The sequence below is a fragment of the Marinobacter sp. AC-23 genome, from assembly GCF_001858325.1.
Taxonomy (GTDB): domain Bacteria; phylum Pseudomonadota; class Gammaproteobacteria; order Pseudomonadales; family Oleiphilaceae; genus Marinobacter.
On record NZ_MBPP01000027.1, the window covers coordinates 23,456 to 43,412 of the forward strand.

Genomic DNA, 19,957 nt, shown 5'->3' on the forward strand with positions numbered 1-19,957 from the left:
GTCTAGCCGCCGATATCCCCCCATAACCACTGACAAAGTGCCATGGCCGCAACCGGGGCAGTTTCGGTTCTGAGTACCCGTGGGCCCAGAGCCACAGGCAGAAAACCTTCCTTTTCCGCGAGTGCAATTTCGTCTGCCGTAAGGCCACCTTCCGGGCCGATCATCAGGGCTATGCTGCTTGGCTTGGCCATAGATTCCAGCGAGTGTTCGGTGCGGTGGTGCAGCACCAAACGCAGGTCGGCGTTGCGGCTGTGCTCCAGCCATCGCTCCACGGTCATTACCGGTAGGATCTCGGGCACCCGAGCGCGGCCGCATTGTTCTGCGGCGCTTATGGCAACCGACTGCCAGTGGCGCAAACGTTTGTCTTCCCGGTCGCCTTTCAGCTTAACTTCACAGCGCTCGGTGGTGAGCGGCACTATGCAGGTAGCACCCATTTCCACGGCCTTTTGAACCGCGTAATCCATGCGATCACCCTTGGATAATGTCTGGCCAAGGGTGATGCGCAGAGGCGATTCAGTAAGGTTAGCCACAGGTTTGCCCAACAGTACTTCTACGCGCTTCTTTCCCGCTTCTGTAATCGTAGCTGGGTAATCCTCGCCATCCCCATTAAACAGGCTTAGCTCTTGCCCTGGCTGCATGCGCAACACCCGGCCAACATGCTGGGCGGCGTTATCATCCAGATCCGCGTGGGTTCCTTCGCTCAATGGCGAATCGGTATAGATTCTGGGGATGCGCATGCGTGTTTACCTTGATCAGTCCCGAACGGCTATGTTGATGCCTTCGGTTGCAACCTGGGCCAGATGGCGAATCTGGTCTTCGGTGATAACGTAAGGCGGCATGAAGTAAACCACATTACCCAGGGGTCGAAGCAAGGCCTCACGCGTTAGCGAGTGCTGATAAACCCGAACACCCCGGCGTTCTTGCCAGGGGAAAGGTGTTTTCGAGGCTTTATCTTTCACCATTTCTATTGCCAAGGTCATTCCATGCTGGCGAATATCCCCAACGTTGGGGTGATCGGCAAGGTGAGCCACGGAATCAGCCATGCACGTTGAGAGCCGGCGATTGTTCTCAATCACATTGTCGTCCCGGAAAATATCAAGGGTTGCCAGCGCCACGGCGCAACCGATCGGGTTGCCGGTGTAGCTGTGGCTGTGCAGAAACGCTTTCAGGTTTTCGTAGTCGTCGTAAAAGGCGTTGTAAACGGTATCGGTGGTCAGCACCACGGAGAGCGGAAGGTAGCCGGCGGTCAGGCCTTTGGAAAGGCACATGAAATCCGGGGTAATACCAGATTGCTCGCAGGCGAACATGGTGCCGGTACGGCCAAAACCAACAGCAATTTCATCTGCAATCAGGTGTACGCCGTAGCGGTCACAGGCTTCGCGCAGCTTGGTGTGGTAAATCGGGTGGTGCATGCGCATGCCGCCGGCACACTGGATCAGCGGCTCCACCACAACGGCACAGATTTCCTCATGCTTTTCTGCCAATAGCGCATCCATGGCCTCAAATTGGCGCAGGGCATAGGCCTCGTCGGTTTCACCTTCTTCCTTGTTGTAGGCGTCTGGCGAGGGTGCAGTTAGCACCTCCATCAGCAATGGCTGGTAAGTGTCTTTGTATAAAGCTACATCGCCCAATGCCAAGGCGCCCAGGGTTTCGCCGTGATAACTATTACTCAAATTCACAAAATTCTTTTTGCTGGGTTTGCCCTGGTTTTTCCAGTAATGAAAGCTCATTTTGAGCGCAGCTTCGATAGCCGACGAGCCATTGTCTGCGTAGAAACACTTGTTGAGGCCCTCTGGCGTCACCTCGATAAGCCGCTCAGACAAATTGACCACCGGCTCATGGGTGAAGCCGGCCAGAATAACGTGCTCCAGTTCGCCGATCTGCTTCTGAATCGCAGCGTTGATTCTGGGGTTGGCGTGGCCGAACAGGTTGACCCACCAAGAGCTTACGGCATCGATAAACCGGTTGTTTTCAAAATCCTCCAGCCAAACGCCTTTGCCCCGCCTGATGGGAACCAGGGGGATAGATTCGTGGTCTTTCATCTGGGTGCAGGGGTGCCACACGGATTTTAGGCCACGGGCTGCGAGGTCGGCATTGCGCATAGAGGTTCTCCGGTAAGACGGTGGTTCTGAGGTCATAATTTATCGGCTGTTAACCTGAGGCAATAATACAGTTAACAGCGACAACTGACTACTGTGCCAATAGTCGTCGACCGGCTGGCCAATGCGCGCGATAGCCTCTCCCCCGACAATTCCAGCATCGTAAAAAGAGGCGTGTTTACTATGGAACTTCAACTGACGCACCCATATCAGGTCGGTATTGGGCGAGTGCTTGGAGCCTTCTTCGACAAGGATCACATCCTTGAGAAAAATGCCCTTCTGGGTGCCCGAAATGTCCGGGTGGCTGAGCTGGAAAAGGATGATGCTTCCGCAAAATTGGTGATTGAGCGGCAGATGTCATCTTCCGCAGAAGTGCCTCGCGTTCTTTCCCGATTTCACCGTGAGTGGAACCAGGTTAGGCAGGAAGAGCACTGGTTTCGTAAGAATGATGGCGAATGGCATTGCGAGTTTCGCGTGCACATCGAAGGCATACCGGCAAAGATCAAAGGCATGATGAAGTTGGAAGGCTCAGAAGAAGCCTGCACCAATCATGTAACCCTGAGCGTGCGCTGCGACGTGCCGCTGATGGGCAAAAAGATTGCGGCATTTCTGGCAGAGGACTCACACGCCAAAATAGAGCGTGAGTATGAAACTATTCAGCAGCTGTTATAATGTGGTTTCACGGATGAAAACGACGCAAAGGATGCGACATGAGCAAAGCAGTTGTGCTTCTCGGAGACTTGGGCTCTGATCACGAAGGTTTCCCGCCTACGCCGGTGCTAGCCGGCTCCCCCGATGTACTGATTGATGGCAAACCAGTCGCCCGAGTGGGCGATCCATTGGCGCCTCACTCCAAACCGAAACATCCTCCACACCCACGCGCCATTGCAGCCGGTTCTGGCACTGTGCTGATTAATGGTATGCCCGCAGCAGTGACTGGTGGTGCTATTACTTGTGGTGGTGTGACGATTGGGTCTGGGTCGGTGATTATTGGCGATACTCATGCGCCGGCAGCATTTTCTGGCGTGACGCCCATGGCATTAACCGCCAGGAGTGCACCTGCAGCCAGACAGGCTTCGTTGTCGGAGAAAAACACATCTGCTGCTGAAGCATTGAAGGCTCCCGGTCAAACGGGAACGCAGCGAGAACATTCCGCCCCTGTTGCGAGCCTGAACACCGCTGAGAAAGCCACTGGTGAGTCTGTCGTTAAACGGGATCAGGCGGTGAGCGAGCCTGGTTTCCACGTTGTTCGCCAACCAATGAGCAAAAATGAATTACTCACACTGCTCTATGGCGATGCGTCAGCAAAACCGGATAATTTTGAACGCCTGAACCCCGGATTAAATAACCGGGTATTGCCTGGCGAAATGATTGTGATTGCCGATCCCAACAGTCATGAATGCACGATCGAAGAAAACAACCTGATGGAAGTTGCCCAACAGGTAAACCAGGAGGTTCGTCAGTTAAGTGAGCAAGAAGCTCAATTCATTGTCGACCACTACGACCTGCTGGAAATGATGACTTCCAATGCCGCAACGGGTCTTGGTGTGGGAGCCACCATGATCGGGCAGCAGATCAAGAGCATCAACACTACGTTGAAGGAGCTGGAGGTTCTGCATCAGGATACCTTCCGAAAGCATGGAAAGCTTAGCCACCCGGAATTCTTTGAGCAGCGCCAGCGTTTATTTACCAAGCTGGACTTTGCACTTGGTAAAATCGCCAGAAAAGGGATGTCGTTAGATGATAGTCCGAAGCTTAAGAAAGCAATGAGGATGTCAACGAAGCGAATTGTACATGAGTGGAAGACTGCGGGGGTTGGCGGGATTCCGGGGTATGGTACACATTATGCAAAACTTGCGAGTGCGGCTAAGTATGCGCAGGGTGCCGGTTATGTGGCTATTGGGCTTGACTACTGGGCTATGGACCAAAGACTTGAGCAGGTCTGCACATTTGGAAGTGAGGAGCAATGTGAGGTCGCAAGGTATCAAGAGTATGGGCAATTTTCGGGCAGCGCATTCGGAGGAGCGCTAGGTTCCACTGCGGCGGTGGGCTGCGGCTTTCTTGGTATAGCAACTGCGGGGGTAGGAGGTGTTGCGTGTGTAATTATCGTGGGTGGGGTTGGCTCAGCTGTTGGGGGACAGTTAGGTGGAACGGTTGGACGAAATACAGGTAGTTTGATAAGGAAGATCATTGTTGAAGGAGAGTAGTGTGCTCACATTTACAGAGTATGCGTTGGTTATTTCGCTTCCAATCGGACTGCTCTCAATATTATTTATTGTGACTGTAGCGTTTCCTAGAATTGCTGAAATTGAACGGCGAATCGGAACTTCGGGCAAACTGATTGATACCGTAAGAGTGTATTTCGGCGGCGGGCCTATTGGCCGATGGATGCGGTCGCTTCATGTGTTTGCTTTTTTTGCGTTCAGGCGAATCCCCGGATACGGGCCGAAGATTGCTTCGCGTTACGGTGATGAACTCGAACCTCTTCCATTGGGTTTGAAGCTGTGGGTCACTGTGCCGAACGCTGTGTTTTTTCTCGCTGGCATCGTGTTCTTTTCGATTGGACTTTCTATGGATTATTGAATAATGCCACCTTACTTTCGTTATGCCTGAAAAGGAATGATTGCTTCTGCAGAAACGATTTGTTTATTTAATGGCACCAGTGTGAGCGAGCTTGGTTGGCGATGTGTCATTGGCCTGCGTCGTTATCGGAGACGGAACTGTTGGCCTCGGACGAGTTGCCGCGTGTCACCCTTAAAAAAAGAGCGGTTTTTGCTCGGAGATCCGGATGTGCCCTTGCCTAGAAGTTGGCAGGCCTGGCGTCTGATACCTGCATTGGCAATGTATGGGGTTCGTGCTGCTGTTATGGTGGTCGGAGTTTTCCTTTAGCGCTGCCTGGTGATTGGGGAGTCGGGGTTATTCTTTATAAGGCAGCTAAAAGTGGTTGATGCCAGTGTTAGCGTGCTGGAATATTCGATTCTGATTTCACTGGCTCTGTGCTTGTCCTCCGTGATGATTGCGCTAACTGCAGCTTTCGACAAAGTACGCCAAATAGAAGATTTAGTTGCGACCCCAGGCAAAGGCCTTGATGAGATACGGCGTGTATGGGGAAATGGCCCGATAGGGAGACTTATGCGCCTTAATTGGCTGTTCGGTTTTTTTACGCTCCGGTACCTACCCGTTATTGGGCCTCAGATGAAAGCAAGGCTAGGGGATGAGTCGCCACTTGTACCGATTAAGTTAAAGCTGTGGCTTTTTATCCCGATGAGCATATATCTGCTTTCAGGGGTCTGCTTTTTCGTATTGGGATTTGTTTTAGGGTACGTCTGATTGATATTAACTATGCGCGAAGTTATAACTGACGAAATTATCGTAATCGTGGCATACGTTGCTATCTCAGCCTTTTTTTGGGCCTGATACCTCTACCTATTATTGTCACTATTGGGTTTCGATACGCAGCTCTGATCGAAGATCGCGTGGCCACTGATTCGGGCGGCATCGAAGCTGCAAGAATGTTTTGGCAGGGACGAGTGATTGGTCGTTTTTTCAGAAGCAGTAACGTATTTGCTTACCTCGTTCTGCGAAGTTTCCCCGGTTCCTTTTTTAAACAAAGGGCATCTTTGCTTGGGGATCCAAATGTTCCTTTACCGAGGCACTGGCAAGCGTGGGTGGTGATACCGGTGCTTTTTCTTTATCTGATGGTTGGGAGCGTACTTATCGCAAGCGCGATTACCAAGATGCTCTGATGATGACTTGTCAATTTCTGGACTCAAAGCCCACATCAAACCGCAGCGCCAAACCTGCCAGTCGCTTGTCAAAGGTCCATAGCCGAGCATCGGGTGTGATCAATGTGGATGCCAGCAAGGCGATATCTATCAAGCCGCACCCCAAGCCATAGAGCTTTTCCCGCTCAATCAGCGTTCTTATTTCGTCCAGGCTTGCCTGCGTTGCGGGCTGAAGTAAGCCAATATCACCCAAGGTTTGTTTGCGTGGTGCTGGCGGAGTGCCGCAGGCGAGTTCGGCGACCACCATGGGGTGGGTGAGGGCCCTGTCAGAGAGTAATAGGTCGGTGAGCACCGTGTTGTGATTGCGGAAGTGATCTACCCAAACCGATGTATCAACCAGTACATTCATTTCGCTGGAACGTCCTCATGGTGGCGGGGGATGGCCACCATGTCGGGCGCAGAACCACCCAAGGCCGCCAGACGCTTGGCCGCACGCACTCTTACAAACGTTTTGATGGCTTCTCGAAAAAGCTCTGCCTTGTCCATGCCAGGGTCAGCCATGTCCAGCGCCTGTTGGTAGAGCTCTTCGTCGATTGTCACGGTGGTGCGCATGGCAGCTCCTGATTAGAATTTTGATGACTAGGTGCATCATGTATAGCATCAAGAGGCGGTATGATCAATGAACCGCGAAGTTTCGCCTTTGTGGCCGCGCGCTATCTGTAAGAGGCAATGAGTGTCAAAAATAAAGCCCCTGAGAGCAATAAAGGCTCGCAGGGGCTTGTTCAAGGCAACGGGCATGTAATGTCAGTAAGCAGTCAGTGCGCCAGCACCCTCGAGAGAAACGCCTGAGTGCGTTCATTCTGCGGGTTATCAAACACGTCGTCCGGTTTGCCTTCTTCCACAATCTGACCTTCGTGAATGTAGATCACACGGTCGGCCACTTCCCGGGCGAAGCCCATTTCGTGGGTGACCACCATCATGGTCATGCCTTCCTTCGCCAGTTCGCGCATTACGTCTAGCACTTCCCCGATCATTTCTGGGTCCAGGGCCGAGGTAGGCTCGTCGAACAGCATCAAGCGCGGTTCCATGGCCAGTGCCCGGGCAATGGCTACGCGCTGTTGCTGCCCGCCGGAGAGATGAGTGGGGTATTTGTCGGCTTGGCTACCAATGCCCACTCGTTCCAGCAGGCGCTCGGCTGTGGCGTTCGCAACCGTTTGCGGCGCGTTTTTAACCTTTTGGGGCGCCAGCATGATGTTCTTTTTCACCGTAAGGTGAGGGAACAGGTTGAACTGCTGGAACACCATGCCGACTTCTTTGCGGATTTCCGCGAGGGCTTGCTGGTTGCCACCTTTTGGGGCCAGAGCCTGGCCTTCGACTTCCAGGTGCCCGGATTCGAACTCTTCCAGGCCGTTCACGCAACGAATGAGGGTGGATTTACCAGAGCCACTGGCACCGATAATAACCACTACTTCGCCTTGATTTACGGATAAATCGATATCTTTAAGGACATGCAGTTTGCCGAAGTACTTGTTCATGCCCTTCATTTGTACAATCTGAGTCATGGGTCAGGTTCCTTCAGACAGAGGCCAGTCCGCGCCGTTCAACCAGGCGGAGAATCAGGGACAGCGAGAGGGTGATGGCCAGATACATAATCGCGACCACAAAATACACCTCAAAGGCGGTGAAGGTGCTGGCAATGTAAACCTGGCCCTGGCGTACGAGTTCGCCCACGCCAATAACCGAGAACAACGAGGTGTCCTTGATGCTTACAATGGCCTGGTTACCAAGCGGCGGAATCATACGCCGGAAAGCCTGTGGCCAAATGATCGACCAGAATGTCTGAGTGCGGGAGAGGCCCAGAGAAAGCCCGGCTTCCGCCTGGCCTTTGTCGATGGACTGAACGCCACCACGTACCACTTCAGAAATGTAAGCGCCTGAGTTCAGCGCAATCGCGGCGATACCCGCAGTAAGAGGGTCGATAGGGCCGCCGATAAGATCAGGCAGCCCGTAGAAGATAAACAGAACCTGAACAAGAATAGGGGTGCCGCGAAAGATTTCAATATAGGCCGTTGCTGGCCATTTAAGAAACCATTTTTTGTTGATGCTCAGCAGCCCAAAAATGATGCCCAAGGCGAAGCCGATAACCAGGCCGCCAAAAGAAATCATTAAAGTGTAGGGTATCCCTTTGATAAGAAAAGGGATGGAGTTGATGGCTGCCTGCCAGTCAAATTGGAACTGGGAATCCACAGTGTGCGTCTCCGCAGGGGTTGGAGTCAGAAGTCGCCGGGGCACATGGCCCCGGCGCTACAAAAGAAACGGGCCTGGCGGCCCTTCAGCCTTTACATGCCTTCTGGCATTGGGCCAAACCACTTTTCATAGATGGTTTTGTAGGTTCCGTCTTCTTTCATTGAGGCGATGGCTTCGTTAACCTCGTCAACCCACTCACTGCCATTTTTCAACGCAATGCCGTACTGCTGACCTTCGTACAGCTCGCCAACGGTTTTGACTTTGCCTTCACCCTTGGTGCGGGCAAAGTAGCCAACGTTCGGGGCGTCGTAGAATACAGCGTCTACGGCACCGGACATGAGTGCCATATACATATCTGAACTGCCCGGATACGGTGTAACGCCGTCGTTTTCATCCAGATTCTTCTTCAGGTAGTCGTAGCTGGTGCTGCCAATCTTGGAGCCGATTTTCAGGCCTTCAAGATCGGATATTTCTGTAACGTCTTCGTTGTCTTGGCGAATCAGAATCCGAAGACCGGAATCGTAGTATGGGTCAGAGAAATCAACGATTTTTTCACGCTCGTCGGTAATGGTAATACCGGCAATGGCGATATCCACGTTGCCTGTTTGCAGGGCAGGGATAATGCCGTTGAAGTCCATGGTGTTGAGGTTGTAATCAAAGCCTGCGCGCTCAGCGACTTCGGCGATGATTTCCATATCAAACCCGATCATCTCACCGGTTTCCTGGTCCAACATCTCGAACGGAACAAAGCTGGGGTCGGTAGCCACTCGTAGAGTTTCAGCGCTTACGGTGCCGGCAGCGACGGTAAGTGCCAGGCCGGTTCCTAGTGTTTTCATCCATTTCGTGGTCATGCTTTCTCCTTATCTTTCTTATGAGGCTCCGTTTGCCTGGTAAGGCAGGCCGGCAGGGTCACTGTTGATGACTGTGACCCCCGGGGAGCATTAGTGGAACTGCACACGTACACTTTAGACTATTACTCATATGGGCGCAGAAAATCAAATGCTTGGCGCTGAGGGACGATGGAGCCTCAGAACGCGATCTTGTCCCGCTCACTAATCCCAAGGTTCTTCCAAATGCTGATACTCGGCTCAGCCTGGTTCAGAGTGTAAAAGTGCAACCCCGGCGCCCCGGCTTTTAGCAGCTTCTCACACATCTCGGTGATCACTTCTTCACCAAACTTTCGGATGCTTACAGTGTCGTCGCCATAGGCTTCCAGCTGCTTGCGAATCCAGCGCGGAATTTCTGCGCCGCACATGTCGGAGAACCGCACCAGGCTGGAAAAGTTCACGATGGGCATTATGCCCGGCACCACCGGAATGGTTACCCCCAGCTTTTCCAACCGGTCGATGAAATAGAAATAACTCTCCGGGTTAAAGAAGTACTGAGTAATGGCACTGTTGGCGCCAGCCTCCACCTTGCGGGCGAAGTTTTTCAGATCTTCTTCAGCGTTGCGGGCCTGGGGATGAAACTCCGGGTAAGCCGCTACTTCCAGATTGAAGTGATCGCCGCTGTGCTCGCGTATGAACGCAACCAGCTCGTTGGCGTAACGCATCTCGCCGGATGCGCCCATGCCCGAAGGCATGTCACCCCGAAGGGCGACAATCCGGTTGATGCCGTTCTCTTTATACACGTCCAGTAGCTCCGCAATCTCCGCCCGCGTACCACCGACGCAGGAGAGGTGTGGTGCGGTGGAAATGCCCTGCTTATGCAGGTTGACCACGGTTTCAATGGTGCGGTCCCGGGTGGAACCGCCCGCACCGAAGGTGACCGAGAAAAAGTCCGGGTTCACCCCGGCAAGCTGATCGCGTACAACCTGGAGTTTTTCCTTGCCCTGGTCGGTCTTGGGCGGAAAAAACTCAAAGCTGAAGCGGCGTTTGAACTGTTTCTGGGATTGCATCTTATTATCCGATCAGTACTTGTAGCTTTCTGGCTTGTACGGGCCTTCGACCGGTACACCAATGTATTGCGCCTGTTCCGGGGTCATTTTGGTGATCACGCCACCAAAGCCTTCCACCATGGCGCGGGCCACTTCTTCGTCCAGGTGCTTGGGTAGAACCTGAACATACACGCCCTTGGCTCTGGCTTCTTCCGGCAGGTCTGCGAACTTGCGCTCGAACAGGTGCATTTGTGCCAGAACCTGGTTGGCAAAAGAGCCGTCCATAATTCGTGATGGGTGACCGGTAGCGTTGCCCAGGTTTACCAGGCGGCCTTCGGAAAGCAAAATCAGGTGGTCGTTAACCGCTTTGTCGCGATAGATCACGTGAACCTGGGGCTTAACTTCGTCCCATTCCCAGTTTTTGCGCATGAAGGCGGTATCAATTTCGTTATCGAAGTGGCCGATGTTGCACACAACCGCGCCAGACTTCAGAGCCTTGAGCATGTTCGCATCACACACGTTCATGTTGCCGGTGGTGGTCACCAGAATGTCCGTGTTTTGTAGCAGGGCTCTGTCTACGCTTGCCTCGGTGCCGCTGTTCACACCGTTAAGGTAAGGAGAAACAACCTCATAGCCGTCCATGCAGGCCTGCATGGCACAGATTGGGTCGGCTTCGGTTACTTTTACAATCATGCCTTCCTGGCGCAAAGAGGCCGCGGAACCCTTGCCCACATCACCGTAACCGATTACCAGCGCTTTCTTGCCGGCCATCAGGTGGTCCGTGCCACGCTTGATGGCGTCGTTAAGGCTGTGGCGACAACCGTATTTGTTGTCGTTTTTGGATTTGGTAACGGCATCGTTCACGTTGATGGCCGGGACCTTCAGGGTGCCGTCGCGCAGCATTTCCTGCAGACGGTGTACGCCGGTGGTGGTTTCTTCAGTCACACCGTGGCAGTTGGCCAGAATTTCCGGGTACTTTTCGTGGAGCAGGGCAGTAAGGTCGCCGCCGTCGTCCAGAATCATGTTGGGTTCCCAGCCTTCGATATCTGCACCAACCGTGCGCTCCAGGCACCATTCGTATTCTTCGTCGGTTTCGCCTTTCCACGCAAATACCGGGATGTTCTGGGCTGCGATAGCGGCGGCAGCCTGATCCTGGGTGGAGAAGATGTTGCAGGATGACCAGCGAACGCCTGCGCCCAGCTCGATCAGTGTTTCGATCAGCACGGCTGTTTGAATGGTCATGTGGATGCAGCCCATGATGTTGGCGCCTTTCAGCGGCTGCTCCGCTTTATACCTGTTACGCAGGGCCATCAAGGCCGGCATTTCGCCTTCAGCGATGTTGATTTCTTTGCGGCCCCAGCCTGCCAGGGAAATATCGCGGACTTTGAAATCTTCGAAGTTGCTCATTCAGGTGTTCTCCAATTCGTTCTGGTTTGGCGATTGAAATCATCAATACGCCCGAAAATTAGTTAGACGCCAGCGGCATCTTTAAGCGCGGCGGCGCGATCCGTCTTTTCCCACGGGAAGGTGGTGAAGGTCTTGTCGCCAACGGTTATTTCTTGTGGCTCGCGGCCGAAGTGGCCGTATGCTGCTGTGGCCCGGTACATGGGGTGCAGCAAATCAAGCATGTTGGTGATGGCGTATGGGCGCAGATCGAAGTGCTGGCGTACCAGTTCGATGATCTTGTCGTCGCCAATCCTGCCGGTGCCAAAGGTGTTTACAGAGATGGACGTTGGCTGTGCCACGCCAATGGCGTAAGAAACCTGAATCTCACACTTGTCGGCCAGGCCTGCAGCAACGATGTTCTTGGCAACGTAGCGGCCTGCGTAGGCAGCCGAACGGTCAACCTTTGAGGGGTCTTTGCCCGAGAACGCACCGCCACCGTGGCGGGCCATGCCGCCGTAGGTGTCTACGATGATTTTACGGCCGGTAAGGCCGCAATCGCCCACCGGGCCACCGATAACGAATTTGCCGGTAGGGTTAACGTGAAACTGTGTGCCTTTATGCAGCAGCTCTGCAGGCAGTACGTTTTTCACGATCAGTTCCATTACCGCTTCTTTCAGGTCGGCCTGGGTAACGTCTGGATCGTGCTGTGTTGAAAGCACAACGGCGTCAATGCCCACAACCTGGCCGTTTTCGTAGCGGCAGGTTACCTGGCTTTTTGCGTCCGGGCGCAGCCACGGCAGAATGCCGTTTTTGCGGGCTTCGGCCTGGCGCTCCATCAGGCGGTGGGCGAAGGTGATAGGTGCAGGCATCAGCACTTCGGTTTCGTTGCTGGCGTAGCCGAACATCAGGCCTTGGTCGCCGGCGCCTTGGTCTTCTGGCTTCTGGCGGTCAACGCCCTGGGCGATTTCCACAGACTGCTTGCCAATAATATTGATGATGCCGCAGGTGTCGGCATCGAAGCCTACGTCTGAGGAGGTGTAGCCCACGTCTTTGATCACACCGCGAACCAGGTCTTCCAGATCTACCCACGCGCTGGTGGTGATTTCACCCCCTACGATGGCCACACCGGTTTTCACCATGGTTTCACAGGCCACGCGGGCGTGTGGGTCTTCTGCCAAAATGGAATCCAGAACCGCATCGGAGATCTGGTCGGCCAGTTTATCCGGGTGGCCTTCAGAGACCGATTCGGAGGTGAACACACTGTAGTCAGACATAGGTTTGCTCCTTTGTGAGCGTTTTAAAATCTAGCCAGTAGCGCTTGGGTGTTAAAGGCACCGGCGACATTGTTTTTTAAGTTGATCGTGAGTAGGTACTACTACCTACGCAATATCAAAGTTTTTTGATATGCCCGTGCAGGGCTTGGTGTATCCGGGTTCGGCTACCTCAGCGGCAAATGAGTTTTCCAGAACTCCCTTACCTGAATCTGAAACCCGTTACGCAAACCGATAAACAGTTGCTCACCGGCCTTCAGGCCCGCAGCCGCGGCCCAAGCGGTCAGCTCTTCTGGTTCAAAGCCAAGCCACAGATCGCCGCAGTTCTCTTTCGCCCAGTTTTGGTCGTGGCTGCACAGGTCGCTAACCACCAGGCAACCACCGTTGTTCATCAGTGCGGCCGCATCCAGAAAAATGTCTGCTGGGCTAGGTACGTGGTGCAGCACCATATTGGCCACTACCAGATCGAATGCATCCCCGCGGGCCAGCAAGGTGTCGGTTACACCTTCTATCAAATCAATATTGTTCAGGCGCTCATCAATGCAGGTGCGGGTGGCTTTGGCGAGCATGTCCCGGCTGTTATCCAGCGCCACAACATGCTCGCAAAGCTCAGCCAGCACTGGCAGAAAACCGCCTTCGCCTGGGCCAATTTCCAACGCCGTTTGCCACCGTGTCTTCCGTGTGCGCTTGCGAATCATGTCGGCTACAGGCGCTGCATACAGATCAAAAGCGGCAATCAACTCCTGCTGCTCCCGGAACTGCTCTGAATGCCGGGAAAAAAACGCCTGCGACTGATTCGCGCGCTGGTTGCGGATAGATTCAATCTTCTCCTGCAGGTGCCCGGGCAAAGGCGCGCGATCTACCGCTTCAAAAATCTGGCGAATGGTTTGGTCTGTGGGCTTTTCGTTATCCAGGTGCAGCGGGCGACGGTAAAAAATAGCGTTGCCTTCACGCTGCGGCTCCAACAGCCCTGCCTTGTGCATCACTTTCAAGTGGTGACTCATGCCAGACTGGCGCATATCAAACAGCTGGCTCAGCTCCAGCACGCCAAAGGTATCGCGACGCAGCACGCGCAAAATTTCCAAACGCAGCGGGTCGCCGCTTGCCTTGAAGATAGGGGCAAGTACGTCCACGGAGGATATTTGGTTAACGTGTGCGCTTAAGCTTGTCATGGTTGCGGAGTGTAAGTGGGTTGGGTTGTTCAATCAATAGGCATATCAAAGTTTTTTGATATAGATTTATCATTCTTTGAAATCAATCTCTTTCGGGGATCCGAGTAAGGATATTTACACAGAAGCGGCACGTCGATTTGCCCCGGCACACCGTAATCGGCGAAAATACGCGCCTCATTTTTAAACAGCTTTTTATTGCCCTGTTAAAAGCGCTGGATTACTCCCTATATCCCTGAAAAACACTGGAGAAACGTCAATGCCCTCTCGTACAGATCTCGCCAACGCCATTCGCGCGCTGAGCATGGATGCGGTTCAGAAAGCCAAATCCGGCCACCCGGGTGCGCCCATGGGCATGGCGAATATTGCCGAGGTGCTGTGGAACGATTACCTAAGCCATAATCCGGCTAACCCACAGTGGGCCAACCGCGACCGTTTCATGCTCTCCAATGGCCACGGCTCCATGCTGCAGTATTCCCTGCTGCACCTGAGCGGTTACGACGTTTCCATTGATGACATCAAGAACTTCCGGCAGCTGCACTCCAAAACACCGGGGCACCCGGAATACGGTTACACCCGGGTGTAGAAACCACCACCGGCCCGCTGGGGCAGGGCATGGCCAACGCGGTTGGGTTCGCGCTGGCAGAGAAATCATTGGCGGCGCAGTTCAACCGCCCCGGCCATAACGTGGTTGATCACTACACCTACGCCTTTCTGGGCGATGGTTGCCTGATGGAAGGCATTTCCCACGAAGTGTCTTCGCTGGCAGGCACTCTGGGCCTGGGCAAGCTGATCATGTTCTACGACGACAATGGCATCTCCATTGATGGCAAAGTCGACGGCTGGTTTACCGACAATACCCCTCAGCGTTTTGAATCCTATGGCTGGCAGGTTATTGCCAATGTAGACGGCCACGATGCAGATGCCGTTCGTGCGGCAATTGAAGCAGGCCGTGCCAATACCGAACAACCCACGCTGATCTGCTGTAAAACGATTATTGGTTTCGGCTCACCCAACAAGCAGGGTTCTGAAAGCAGCCACGGCGCCGCATTGGGAGAAGACGAAATCGTGCTAACCCGCGAAGCGCTAGGCTGGAGCCACGGCCCGTTTGAAATTCCTGACGACATCTACAAAGCCTGGAACGCCAAAGAAAAAGGCGCCAGCGCTGAAAATGCCTGGAACGAGACCTTCGCGGCCTATGAAAAAGCCGAGCCAGAACTGGCTGCCGAGCTGAAGCGCCGCATGGCTGGCGATTTGCCCGCCGGCTTCTCTGAAAAAGCCCAGGCTTACATTCAGGAATGTCAGGACAAGAGCGAGACCGTTGCCAGCCGCAAGGCTTCCCTGAACACCCTGAACGCATACGGCCCGATGTTGCCAGAACTGCTGGGTGGCTCAGCCGACCTGGCTGGCTCTAACCTTACTATTTGGAACGGCTCCAAGGCCGTTACCAAAGAAGACGCCAGCGGCAACTACATCTATTACGGTGTGCGCGAATTCGGCATGGCCGCCATCATGAACGGCATCGCCCTGCACGGCGGTTTCGTACCTTACGGCGCCACCTTCCTGATCTTCATGGAATACTGCCGCAACGCCGTGCGCATGGCCGCACTGATGAAGCAGCGTTCTATTTTCGTGTTTACCCACGATTCCATTGGCCTGGGCGAAGACGGTCCCACTCACCAGCCGGTCGAGCAACTCGCCAGCCTGCGCACCACCCCGAACATGAGCACCTGGCGCCCGGCCGACGCGGTAGAATCTGCCGTGGCCTGGAAAGCCGCGCTGGAGCGTAAGGACGGCCCGAGTGCCCTGATCTTCTCCCGCCAGGGTTTGCCCGGCCAAGCGCGTGATGCGCAGCAGTTGGTGGACGTTGCCAAAGGCGGCTACGTGCTTTCTGACAGCGAAGGCGAGCCAGATCTCATCCTGATTGCTACCGGCTCTGAAGTTGGATTGGCACAGGACAGCGCTGCCAAGTTGCGAGAGCAGGGCAGCAAAGTGCGTGTTGTATCCATGCCATCTACCGACGTATTCGATGCCCAAAGCGCTGAATACAAGCAACAGGTGCTGCCAATAGAAGTCACCAACCGCATTGCCATCGAAGCGGCCATTGCCGACTACTGGTACAAGTACGTGGGCCTGGACGGCCGCGTTGTGGGCATGACCACCTTCGGTGAATCTGCACCAGCCGGCGATCTGTTCAAGGAGTTCGGCTTTACCGTAGAGAACGTGCTGGAAGTGGCTTCGGAACTGCTGGACGCCTGATGACAGCCTCCGCGCCCTTTCGTATTGCCATCAACGGGTATGGCCGTATTGGCCAGTGCGTGTTGCGTGCCTTATACGAAAACGGTTTTCGCGACCACCTGCAGGTGGTCGCGATTAACGAGCTTTCTGATATCGACACAATTGCGCACCTAACCCGTTACGACTCCACCCACGGCCGGTTTTCCGGAAGCCTTGCGGTGCAGGGGCAAGACCTGATCATCAACGGCGATCCCATCCGCGTGCTAAGCCACGCAGACCCGGCAGACCTGCCGTGGCGGGAGCTGGATATTGATCTGGTGCTGGAATGTTCTGGCGCCTATTCAGATCGGGCGACTGCCGAACGGCACATTCAAGCAGGTGCAAAGCGCCTGCTGTTTTCCCAGCCGGCGGAATCGGATGTGGACCGCACCGTGGTTTACGGCATTAACGACACAGAAATTGCAGACACAGACCAGATAGTGGCCGCAGGCTCCTGCACCACTAACTGCCTGGTGCCGGTGATCACCGTGCTCGATAAAGCCTTTGGCGTGGAGCAGGGCAGTACCACCACCATTCACGCCGCCATGAACGACCAGCCGGTGATCGACGCTTATCACCATCAGGATCTTCGCCTTACCCGCAGCGCACTCCACAACATAGTGCCAGTGGATACCGGGCTGGCGCGGGGTGTCGAACGGCTGCTTCCGCACATGGAAGGTCGCTTCAGCTCGGTCGCCTTGCGCGTACCCACCATGAACGTTTCCGTCATCGACATGGTGTTCAACGTAAGAGAAGCCACCGACGCAGCATCGGTAAACCAAGTGCTCAAAGAAGCCGCCAACGGCTCATTAAAAGGCATTCTCGCTACACCGACGAACTGCTAGCCAGCTCCGATTTCAACCACGATTCCCATTCCGGCGTAGTGGATGGCGGCCAAACCCGCGTAACCCGGGGCACCATGGTAAAAGTGCTGTGCTGGTTTGATAACGAATGGGGATTTGCCAGCCGCATGCTGGATGTAAGCCAGAGCTGGCTGTCGCGCTCCTAAACTCTTTGCCAATAACCCGAAACAACGGAACCCAGATAATGGCCATCAAAAAAATGACCAACCTGAACCTCGCTGGCAAGCGGGTTCTGATTCGCGAAGACCTCAACGTACCGGTAAAAAACGGCGTGATCTCCAGCGATGCCCGCATCCGCGCCTCCCTGCCAACCATCAGGGCAGCAAGAGACGCTGGCGCCAAAGTCATGCTGATGTCCCACCTGGGCCGCCCGGAAGAAGGCGTGTACAGCGAAGAAGCCTCCCTTAAGCCGGTAGCTGAGCACCTCACCAACGTGCTGGGCCAGGAAGTGCGCCTGATTAAAGATTACCTCGGCGGCGTTGAAGTGGCCGACGGCGAAGTAGTGCTGTTCGAGAACGTCCGCTTCAACAAAGGCGAGAAAAAAGACGACGAAACCCTGGCCAAGCAATACGCCGCTTTGTGCGATATCTACGTGATGGACGCCTTTGGCACAGCCCACCGCGCCCAGGCATCTACCCACGGCGTTGCCCGTTTTGCACCAGAAGCCTGTGCCGGCCCGCTGTTGGCGGCAGAGCTGGAAGCCTTGGGCAAAGCCCTGGATAACCCGGCCAAGCCAGTGGTAGCCATTGTTGGTGGCGCCAAAGTCTCTACCAAGCTAGACGTACTCAACGCGCTTGAAAAAGTGTGCGACCAGATCATCGTAGGTGGCGGCATAGCCAACACCTTCCTGGCCGCAGCCGGCCACCCAGTAGGCAAGTCGCTGTGCGAGCACGAATTGCTAGACGCCGCCAAAGACATCGCCTCCCGCGTTAACATCCCACTGCCGGTAGATGTAGTGGTTGCCAGTGAGTTCGCAGAAGATGCCACGGCCACCACCCGCAACATTTCCGACGTTACCGAAGACGACATGATTCTGGACATAGGCCCGGAAACCGCAGGCCAGTTTGCCGACTTGCTGAAGAACGCCAAAACCATTCTGTGGAATGGCCCTGTAGGCGTATTCGAGTTTGAGCAGTTTGGTAACGGCACCAAAACCCTGGCCGAAGCTATCGCCCAAAGCGACGCATTCTCACTGGCTGGTGGCGGTGACACAGTTGCAGCCGTTGACAAATACGGCATAGCTGACAAGATCTCTTATATCTCCACCGGTGGTGGCGCCTTCCTGGAATTTGTAGAAGGCAAAACACTGCCAGCCGTTGCCGTACTGGAAGAGCGCGGCACGCAGTAAGTTTGTGAATTTGGATAGCCCCACATTATTTTGTAACTAGTGTTCAACTAAGGAGACAACCAAATGGCCCTGATTTCGATGCGGCAACTGCTGGACCACGCCGCCGAGCATGGTTACGGTGTGCCAGCCTTTAACGTAAATAACCTGGAACAAATGCGCGCCATTATGGAAGCCGCCGACAAAACCGATTCTCCGGTTATTGTTCAGGCCTCTGCCGGCGCCCGCAAATACGCCGGTGCACCGTTCTTGCGCCACCTTATTCTCGCCGCTATTGAAGAGTGGCCGCATATCCCCGTGGTAATGCACCAGGACCACGGCACCAGCCCATCTGTGTGTCAGCGCTCCATCCAACTGGGCTTCAGCTCCGTAATGATGGACGGCTCCCTGGGCGAAGACGGCAAAACGCCTACCGAGTATGAATACAACGTAGACGTAACCCGCCGTACCGTAGAAATGGCCCACGCCTGTGGTGTATCTGTAGAAGGCGAGCTGGGCTGCCTGGGCTCCCTCGAAACCGGCCAGGCCGGTGAAGAAGACGGCATTGGCGCCGAAGGCACTCTGGACATGAGCCAGATGCTGACCGACCCGGAAGAAGCCGCCGACTTCGTGAAAAAGACCCACGTAGACGCCCTGGCTATCGCCATAGGCACCAGCCACGGCGCTTATAAGTTCACCCGCCCACCCACAGGCGACACCCTGGCCATCGAGCAGATCAAAGCCATCCACAAGCGCATTCCAGATACCCACCTGGTTATGCACGGCTCCAGCTCGGTACCCCAGGATTGGCTGAAAATCATCAACCAATACGGCGGAGAGATTCCCGAAACCTACGGCGTGCCGGTTGACGAAATCGTGGAAGGCATCAAGCACGGTGTGCGTAAAGTAAACATAGACACCGACCTGCGCCTGGCCAGCACCGGTGCTGTGCGTCGCTTCCTGGCCGAGAACCCGGCCGAATTCGACCCGCGCAAATTCCTGAAAGCCACCATGAAGGCCATGAACGAAGTGTGTGTTGCACGCTACGAAGCCTTCGGCTGTGCTGGCCAAGCCAGCAAGATCAAGCCTATCAACCTTGAGCGCATGTTTGAGCGCTATGAGGCTGGTGAGTTGGATCCTAAGGTTAAATAAGACTGTAGTGATACAGCCCTGGGCGCCTGCCCGGGGCTGTGATTTTCCCTCCGAATTCCCCTCCCGATATTCTTCACCCGAATTAACAAAGTATTGCAAAGGACAACAGCAAACAGTTCAGAGATGGGCTAGTGTGGAAAGCTGTACGCTATAGACACACTGCTTGTTATGGATGACGGCCGATGACCTCTTCAGTACCAATACAATTTCTCTTTTTCAATTCTGGGTGCTTCGCTTTGTTACGCCTATTGGGTACGGCTCTGCATGTGGGTTATGCGGTGTTGTGCGAAAGAAAACTCAGAACGACTACCCGAAACCGTAAGGCGCCGACGATTCGGCGTTATTGCATGGTCCTACCCACGAAAAATAGACACTCAGTTATGCGCATCTGCGCTCGTATTCCACCGGGCTGAGATAGCCCAAAGTGGAGTGCCTTCTCTTTCGGTTATAAAAGATTTCGATGTACTCGAAGATAGCGGATTTGGCCGCTGCGATCGACTCGAAACACTCAGCGTAGATCAACTCCACCTTAAGCCGACTAAAGAACGATTCCATCGGAGCATTATCC

The 19,957-nt window shown here is 54.5% G+C and carries 18 protein-coding genes and 2 pseudogenes; 8 read left to right on the plus strand and 12 right to left on the minus strand.

The genetic code is table 11. The annotated features are described in order from the left end of the window. Window positions 1-2: 2 nt before the first annotated feature. Together BCA33_RS10250 and BCA33_RS10255 are read right to left on the minus strand one after the other, a co-directional pair. A complete protein-coding gene (locus BCA33_RS10250; protein ID WP_071265556.1) occupies window positions 3-737 on the minus strand; it encodes a 16S rRNA (uracil(1498)-N(3))-methyltransferase in 735 nt (244 codons plus the stop codon). 15 nt (window positions 738-752) lie between these two features. Next, window positions 753-2,102 (minus strand): adenosylmethionine--8-amino-7-oxononanoate transaminase, encoded by a 1,350-nt coding sequence (locus tag BCA33_RS10255; RefSeq protein WP_071265558.1) that lies wholly within the window; start codon window positions 2,100-2,102, stop codon window positions 753-755. 180 nt (window positions 2,103-2,282) lie between these two features. Here BCA33_RS10255 and BCA33_RS10260 point away from each other — a divergent pair, with 180 nt between their 5' ends. Genes BCA33_RS10260 through BCA33_RS10270 form a run of 3 tightly spaced genes read left to right on the plus strand, consistent with a single transcriptional unit; the run spans window position 2,283 to window position 4,682 of the window. Beyond that, window positions 2,283-2,771, plus strand: coding sequence for a DUF2505 domain-containing protein (locus tag BCA33_RS10260; protein WP_071265560.1), 489 nt, complete (start codon window positions 2,283-2,285; stop codon window positions 2,769-2,771). Window positions 2,772-2,809: 38 nt separating this feature from the next. Next, window positions 2,810-4,306: a type VI secretion system PAAR protein gene (locus BCA33_RS19800; protein WP_083394716.1), complete on the plus strand. Its 1,497-nt coding sequence runs from the start codon at window positions 2,810-2,812 to the stop codon at window positions 4,304-4,306. Window position 4,307: 1 nt separating this feature from the next. Beyond that, a complete protein-coding gene (locus tag BCA33_RS10270) occupies window positions 4,308-4,682 on the plus strand; it encodes a hypothetical protein (RefSeq protein WP_071265562.1) in 375 nt (124 codons plus the stop codon). A gap of 1,173 nt (window positions 4,683-5,855) precedes the next feature. Here the strand turns inward: BCA33_RS10270 and BCA33_RS10285 are convergent. From BCA33_RS10285 to BCA33_RS10325, 9 genes are all read right to left on the minus strand, one after another. Further along, the gene (locus BCA33_RS10285) at window positions 5,856-6,233 is read right to left on the minus strand and encodes a type II toxin-antitoxin system VapC family toxin (RefSeq protein ID WP_071265568.1); all 378 of its coding nucleotides are present in this window, start codon (window positions 6,231-6,233) and stop codon (window positions 5,856-5,858) included. Then, on the minus strand, window positions 6,230-6,436 hold the full coding sequence (locus BCA33_RS10290; RefSeq protein WP_071265570.1) for a type II toxin-antitoxin system VapB family antitoxin: 207 nt from the start codon (window positions 6,434-6,436) through the stop codon (window positions 6,230-6,232). The genes BCA33_RS10285 and BCA33_RS10290 overlap by 4 nt, the downstream gene beginning before the upstream one ends. A 203-nt stretch (window positions 6,437-6,639) precedes the next feature. Continuing rightward, the gene (locus BCA33_RS10295) at window positions 6,640-7,386 is read right to left on the minus strand and encodes an amino acid ABC transporter ATP-binding protein (RefSeq protein WP_071265572.1); all 747 of its coding nucleotides are present in this window, start codon (window positions 7,384-7,386) and stop codon (window positions 6,640-6,642) included. Between the two features lie 13 nt (window positions 7,387-7,399). After that, on the minus strand, window positions 7,400-8,071 hold the full coding sequence (locus tag BCA33_RS10300; protein ID WP_071265573.1) for an amino acid ABC transporter permease: 672 nt from the start codon (window positions 8,069-8,071) through the stop codon (window positions 7,400-7,402). A gap of 92 nt (window positions 8,072-8,163) precedes the next feature. Continuing rightward, entirely contained in the window at window positions 8,164-8,922 is a 759-nt protein-coding gene (locus tag BCA33_RS10305) for a transporter substrate-binding domain-containing protein (protein ID WP_083394717.1), read from the minus strand. A 176-nt stretch (window positions 8,923-9,098) separates the two neighbouring features. Then, on the minus strand, window positions 9,099-9,968 hold the full coding sequence (gene metF / locus BCA33_RS20250; RefSeq protein ID WP_071265575.1) for a methylenetetrahydrofolate reductase [NAD(P)H]: 870 nt from the start codon (window positions 9,966-9,968) through the stop codon (window positions 9,099-9,101). Window positions 9,969-9,980: 12 nt separating this feature from the next. Next, window positions 9,981-11,354, minus strand: a complete 1,374-nt coding sequence (gene ahcY, locus BCA33_RS20255) for an adenosylhomocysteinase (protein ID WP_071265577.1) — start codon at window positions 11,352-11,354, stop codon at window positions 9,981-9,983. A gap of 62 nt (window positions 11,355-11,416) precedes the next feature. After that, a complete protein-coding gene (metK, locus tag BCA33_RS10320; RefSeq protein ID WP_071265578.1) occupies window positions 11,417-12,607 on the minus strand; it encodes a methionine adenosyltransferase in 1,191 nt (396 codons plus the stop codon). A 164-nt stretch (window positions 12,608-12,771) separates the two neighbouring features. Then, the gene (locus BCA33_RS10325) at window positions 12,772-13,776 is read right to left on the minus strand and encodes a metalloregulator ArsR/SmtB family transcription factor (RefSeq protein ID WP_071265580.1); all 1,005 of its coding nucleotides are present in this window, start codon (window positions 13,774-13,776) and stop codon (window positions 12,772-12,774) included. Between the two features lie 301 nt (window positions 13,777-14,077). On the opposite strand from BCA33_RS10325, the pseudogene tkt reads away from it, so the two are divergent. The 5 genes and pseudogenes from tkt (at window position 14,078) to fba (ending at window position 19,389) form a co-directional block, all read left to right on the plus strand. Further along, window positions 14,078-16,032, plus strand: a pseudogene (gene tkt / locus BCA33_RS10330) (transketolase). After that, window positions 16,032-16,930 (plus strand): annotated as a pseudogene (locus BCA33_RS10335) (type I glyceraldehyde-3-phosphate dehydrogenase); the annotation flags it as partial. The pseudogenes tkt and BCA33_RS10335, both read left to right, overlap by 1 nt. Before the next feature lie 3 nt (window positions 16,931-16,933). Beyond that, entirely contained in the window at window positions 16,934-17,059 is a 126-nt protein-coding gene (locus tag BCA33_RS22790; RefSeq protein ID WP_368087237.1) for a hypothetical protein, read from the plus strand. A 38-nt stretch (window positions 17,060-17,097) separates the two neighbouring features. Further along, window positions 17,098-18,261: a phosphoglycerate kinase gene (locus tag BCA33_RS10340; RefSeq protein ID WP_071265582.1), complete on the plus strand. Its 1,164-nt coding sequence runs from the start codon at window positions 17,098-17,100 to the stop codon at window positions 18,259-18,261. A 63-nt stretch (window positions 18,262-18,324) separates the two neighbouring features. Beyond that, window positions 18,325-19,389: a class II fructose-bisphosphate aldolase gene (gene fba / locus BCA33_RS10345; RefSeq protein WP_071265584.1), complete on the plus strand. Its 1,065-nt coding sequence runs from the start codon at window positions 18,325-18,327 to the stop codon at window positions 19,387-19,389. A 378-nt stretch (window positions 19,390-19,767) separates the two neighbouring features. Here the strand turns inward: fba and BCA33_RS21765 are convergent. Beyond that, the coding region (locus tag BCA33_RS21765; protein ID WP_254774331.1) for an IS3 family transposase at window positions 19,768-19,957 on the minus strand (190 nt) is incomplete at its 5' end.

What these genes read in the sequence shown, in the direction of transcription:
- BCA33_RS10250 (WP_071265556.1), bottom strand. Translation starts at nt 737, where the DNA reads ATGCGCATCCCCAGAATCTATACCGATTCGCCATTGAGCGAAGGAACC.
- BCA33_RS10255 (WP_071265558.1), bottom strand. Translation starts at nt 2,102, where the DNA reads ATGCGCAATGCCGACCTCGCAGCCCGTGGCCTAAAATCCGTGTGGCAC.
- BCA33_RS10260 (WP_071265560.1), top strand. Translation starts at nt 2,283, where the DNA reads ATGGAACTTCAACTGACGCACCCATATCAGGTCGGTATTGGGCGAGTG.
- BCA33_RS19800 (WP_083394716.1), top strand. Translation starts at nt 2,810, where the DNA reads ATGAGCAAAGCAGTTGTGCTTCTCGGAGACTTGGGCTCTGATCACGAA.
- BCA33_RS10285 (WP_071265568.1), bottom strand. Translation starts at nt 6,233, where the DNA reads ATGAATGTACTGGTTGATACATCGGTTTGGGTAGATCACTTCCGCAAT.
- BCA33_RS10290 (WP_071265570.1), bottom strand. Translation starts at nt 6,436, where the DNA reads ATGCGCACCACCGTGACAATCGACGAAGAGCTCTACCAACAGGCGCTG.
- BCA33_RS10295 (WP_071265572.1), bottom strand. Translation starts at nt 7,386, where the DNA reads ATGACTCAGATTGTACAAATGAAGGGCATGAACAAGTACTTCGGCAAA.
- BCA33_RS10305 (WP_083394717.1), bottom strand. Translation starts at nt 8,922, where the DNA reads ATGACCACGAAATGGATGAAAACACTAGGAACCGGCCTGGCACTTACC.
- metF (WP_071265575.1), bottom strand. Translation starts at nt 9,968, where the DNA reads ATGCAATCCCAGAAACAGTTCAAACGCCGCTTCAGCTTTGAGTTTTTT.
- ahcY (WP_071265577.1), bottom strand. Translation starts at nt 11,354, where the DNA reads ATGAGCAACTTCGAAGATTTCAAAGTCCGCGATATTTCCCTGGCAGGC.
- metK (WP_071265578.1), bottom strand. Translation starts at nt 12,607, where the DNA reads ATGTCTGACTACAGTGTGTTCACCTCCGAATCGGTCTCTGAAGGCCAC.
- BCA33_RS10325 (WP_071265580.1), bottom strand. Translation starts at nt 13,776, where the DNA reads ATGACAAGCTTAAGCGCACACGTTAACCAAATATCCTCCGTGGACGTA.
- BCA33_RS10340 (WP_071265582.1), top strand. Translation starts at nt 17,098, where the DNA reads ATGGCCATCAAAAAAATGACCAACCTGAACCTCGCTGGCAAGCGGGTT.
- fba (WP_071265584.1), top strand. Translation starts at nt 18,325, where the DNA reads ATGGCCCTGATTTCGATGCGGCAACTGCTGGACCACGCCGCCGAGCAT.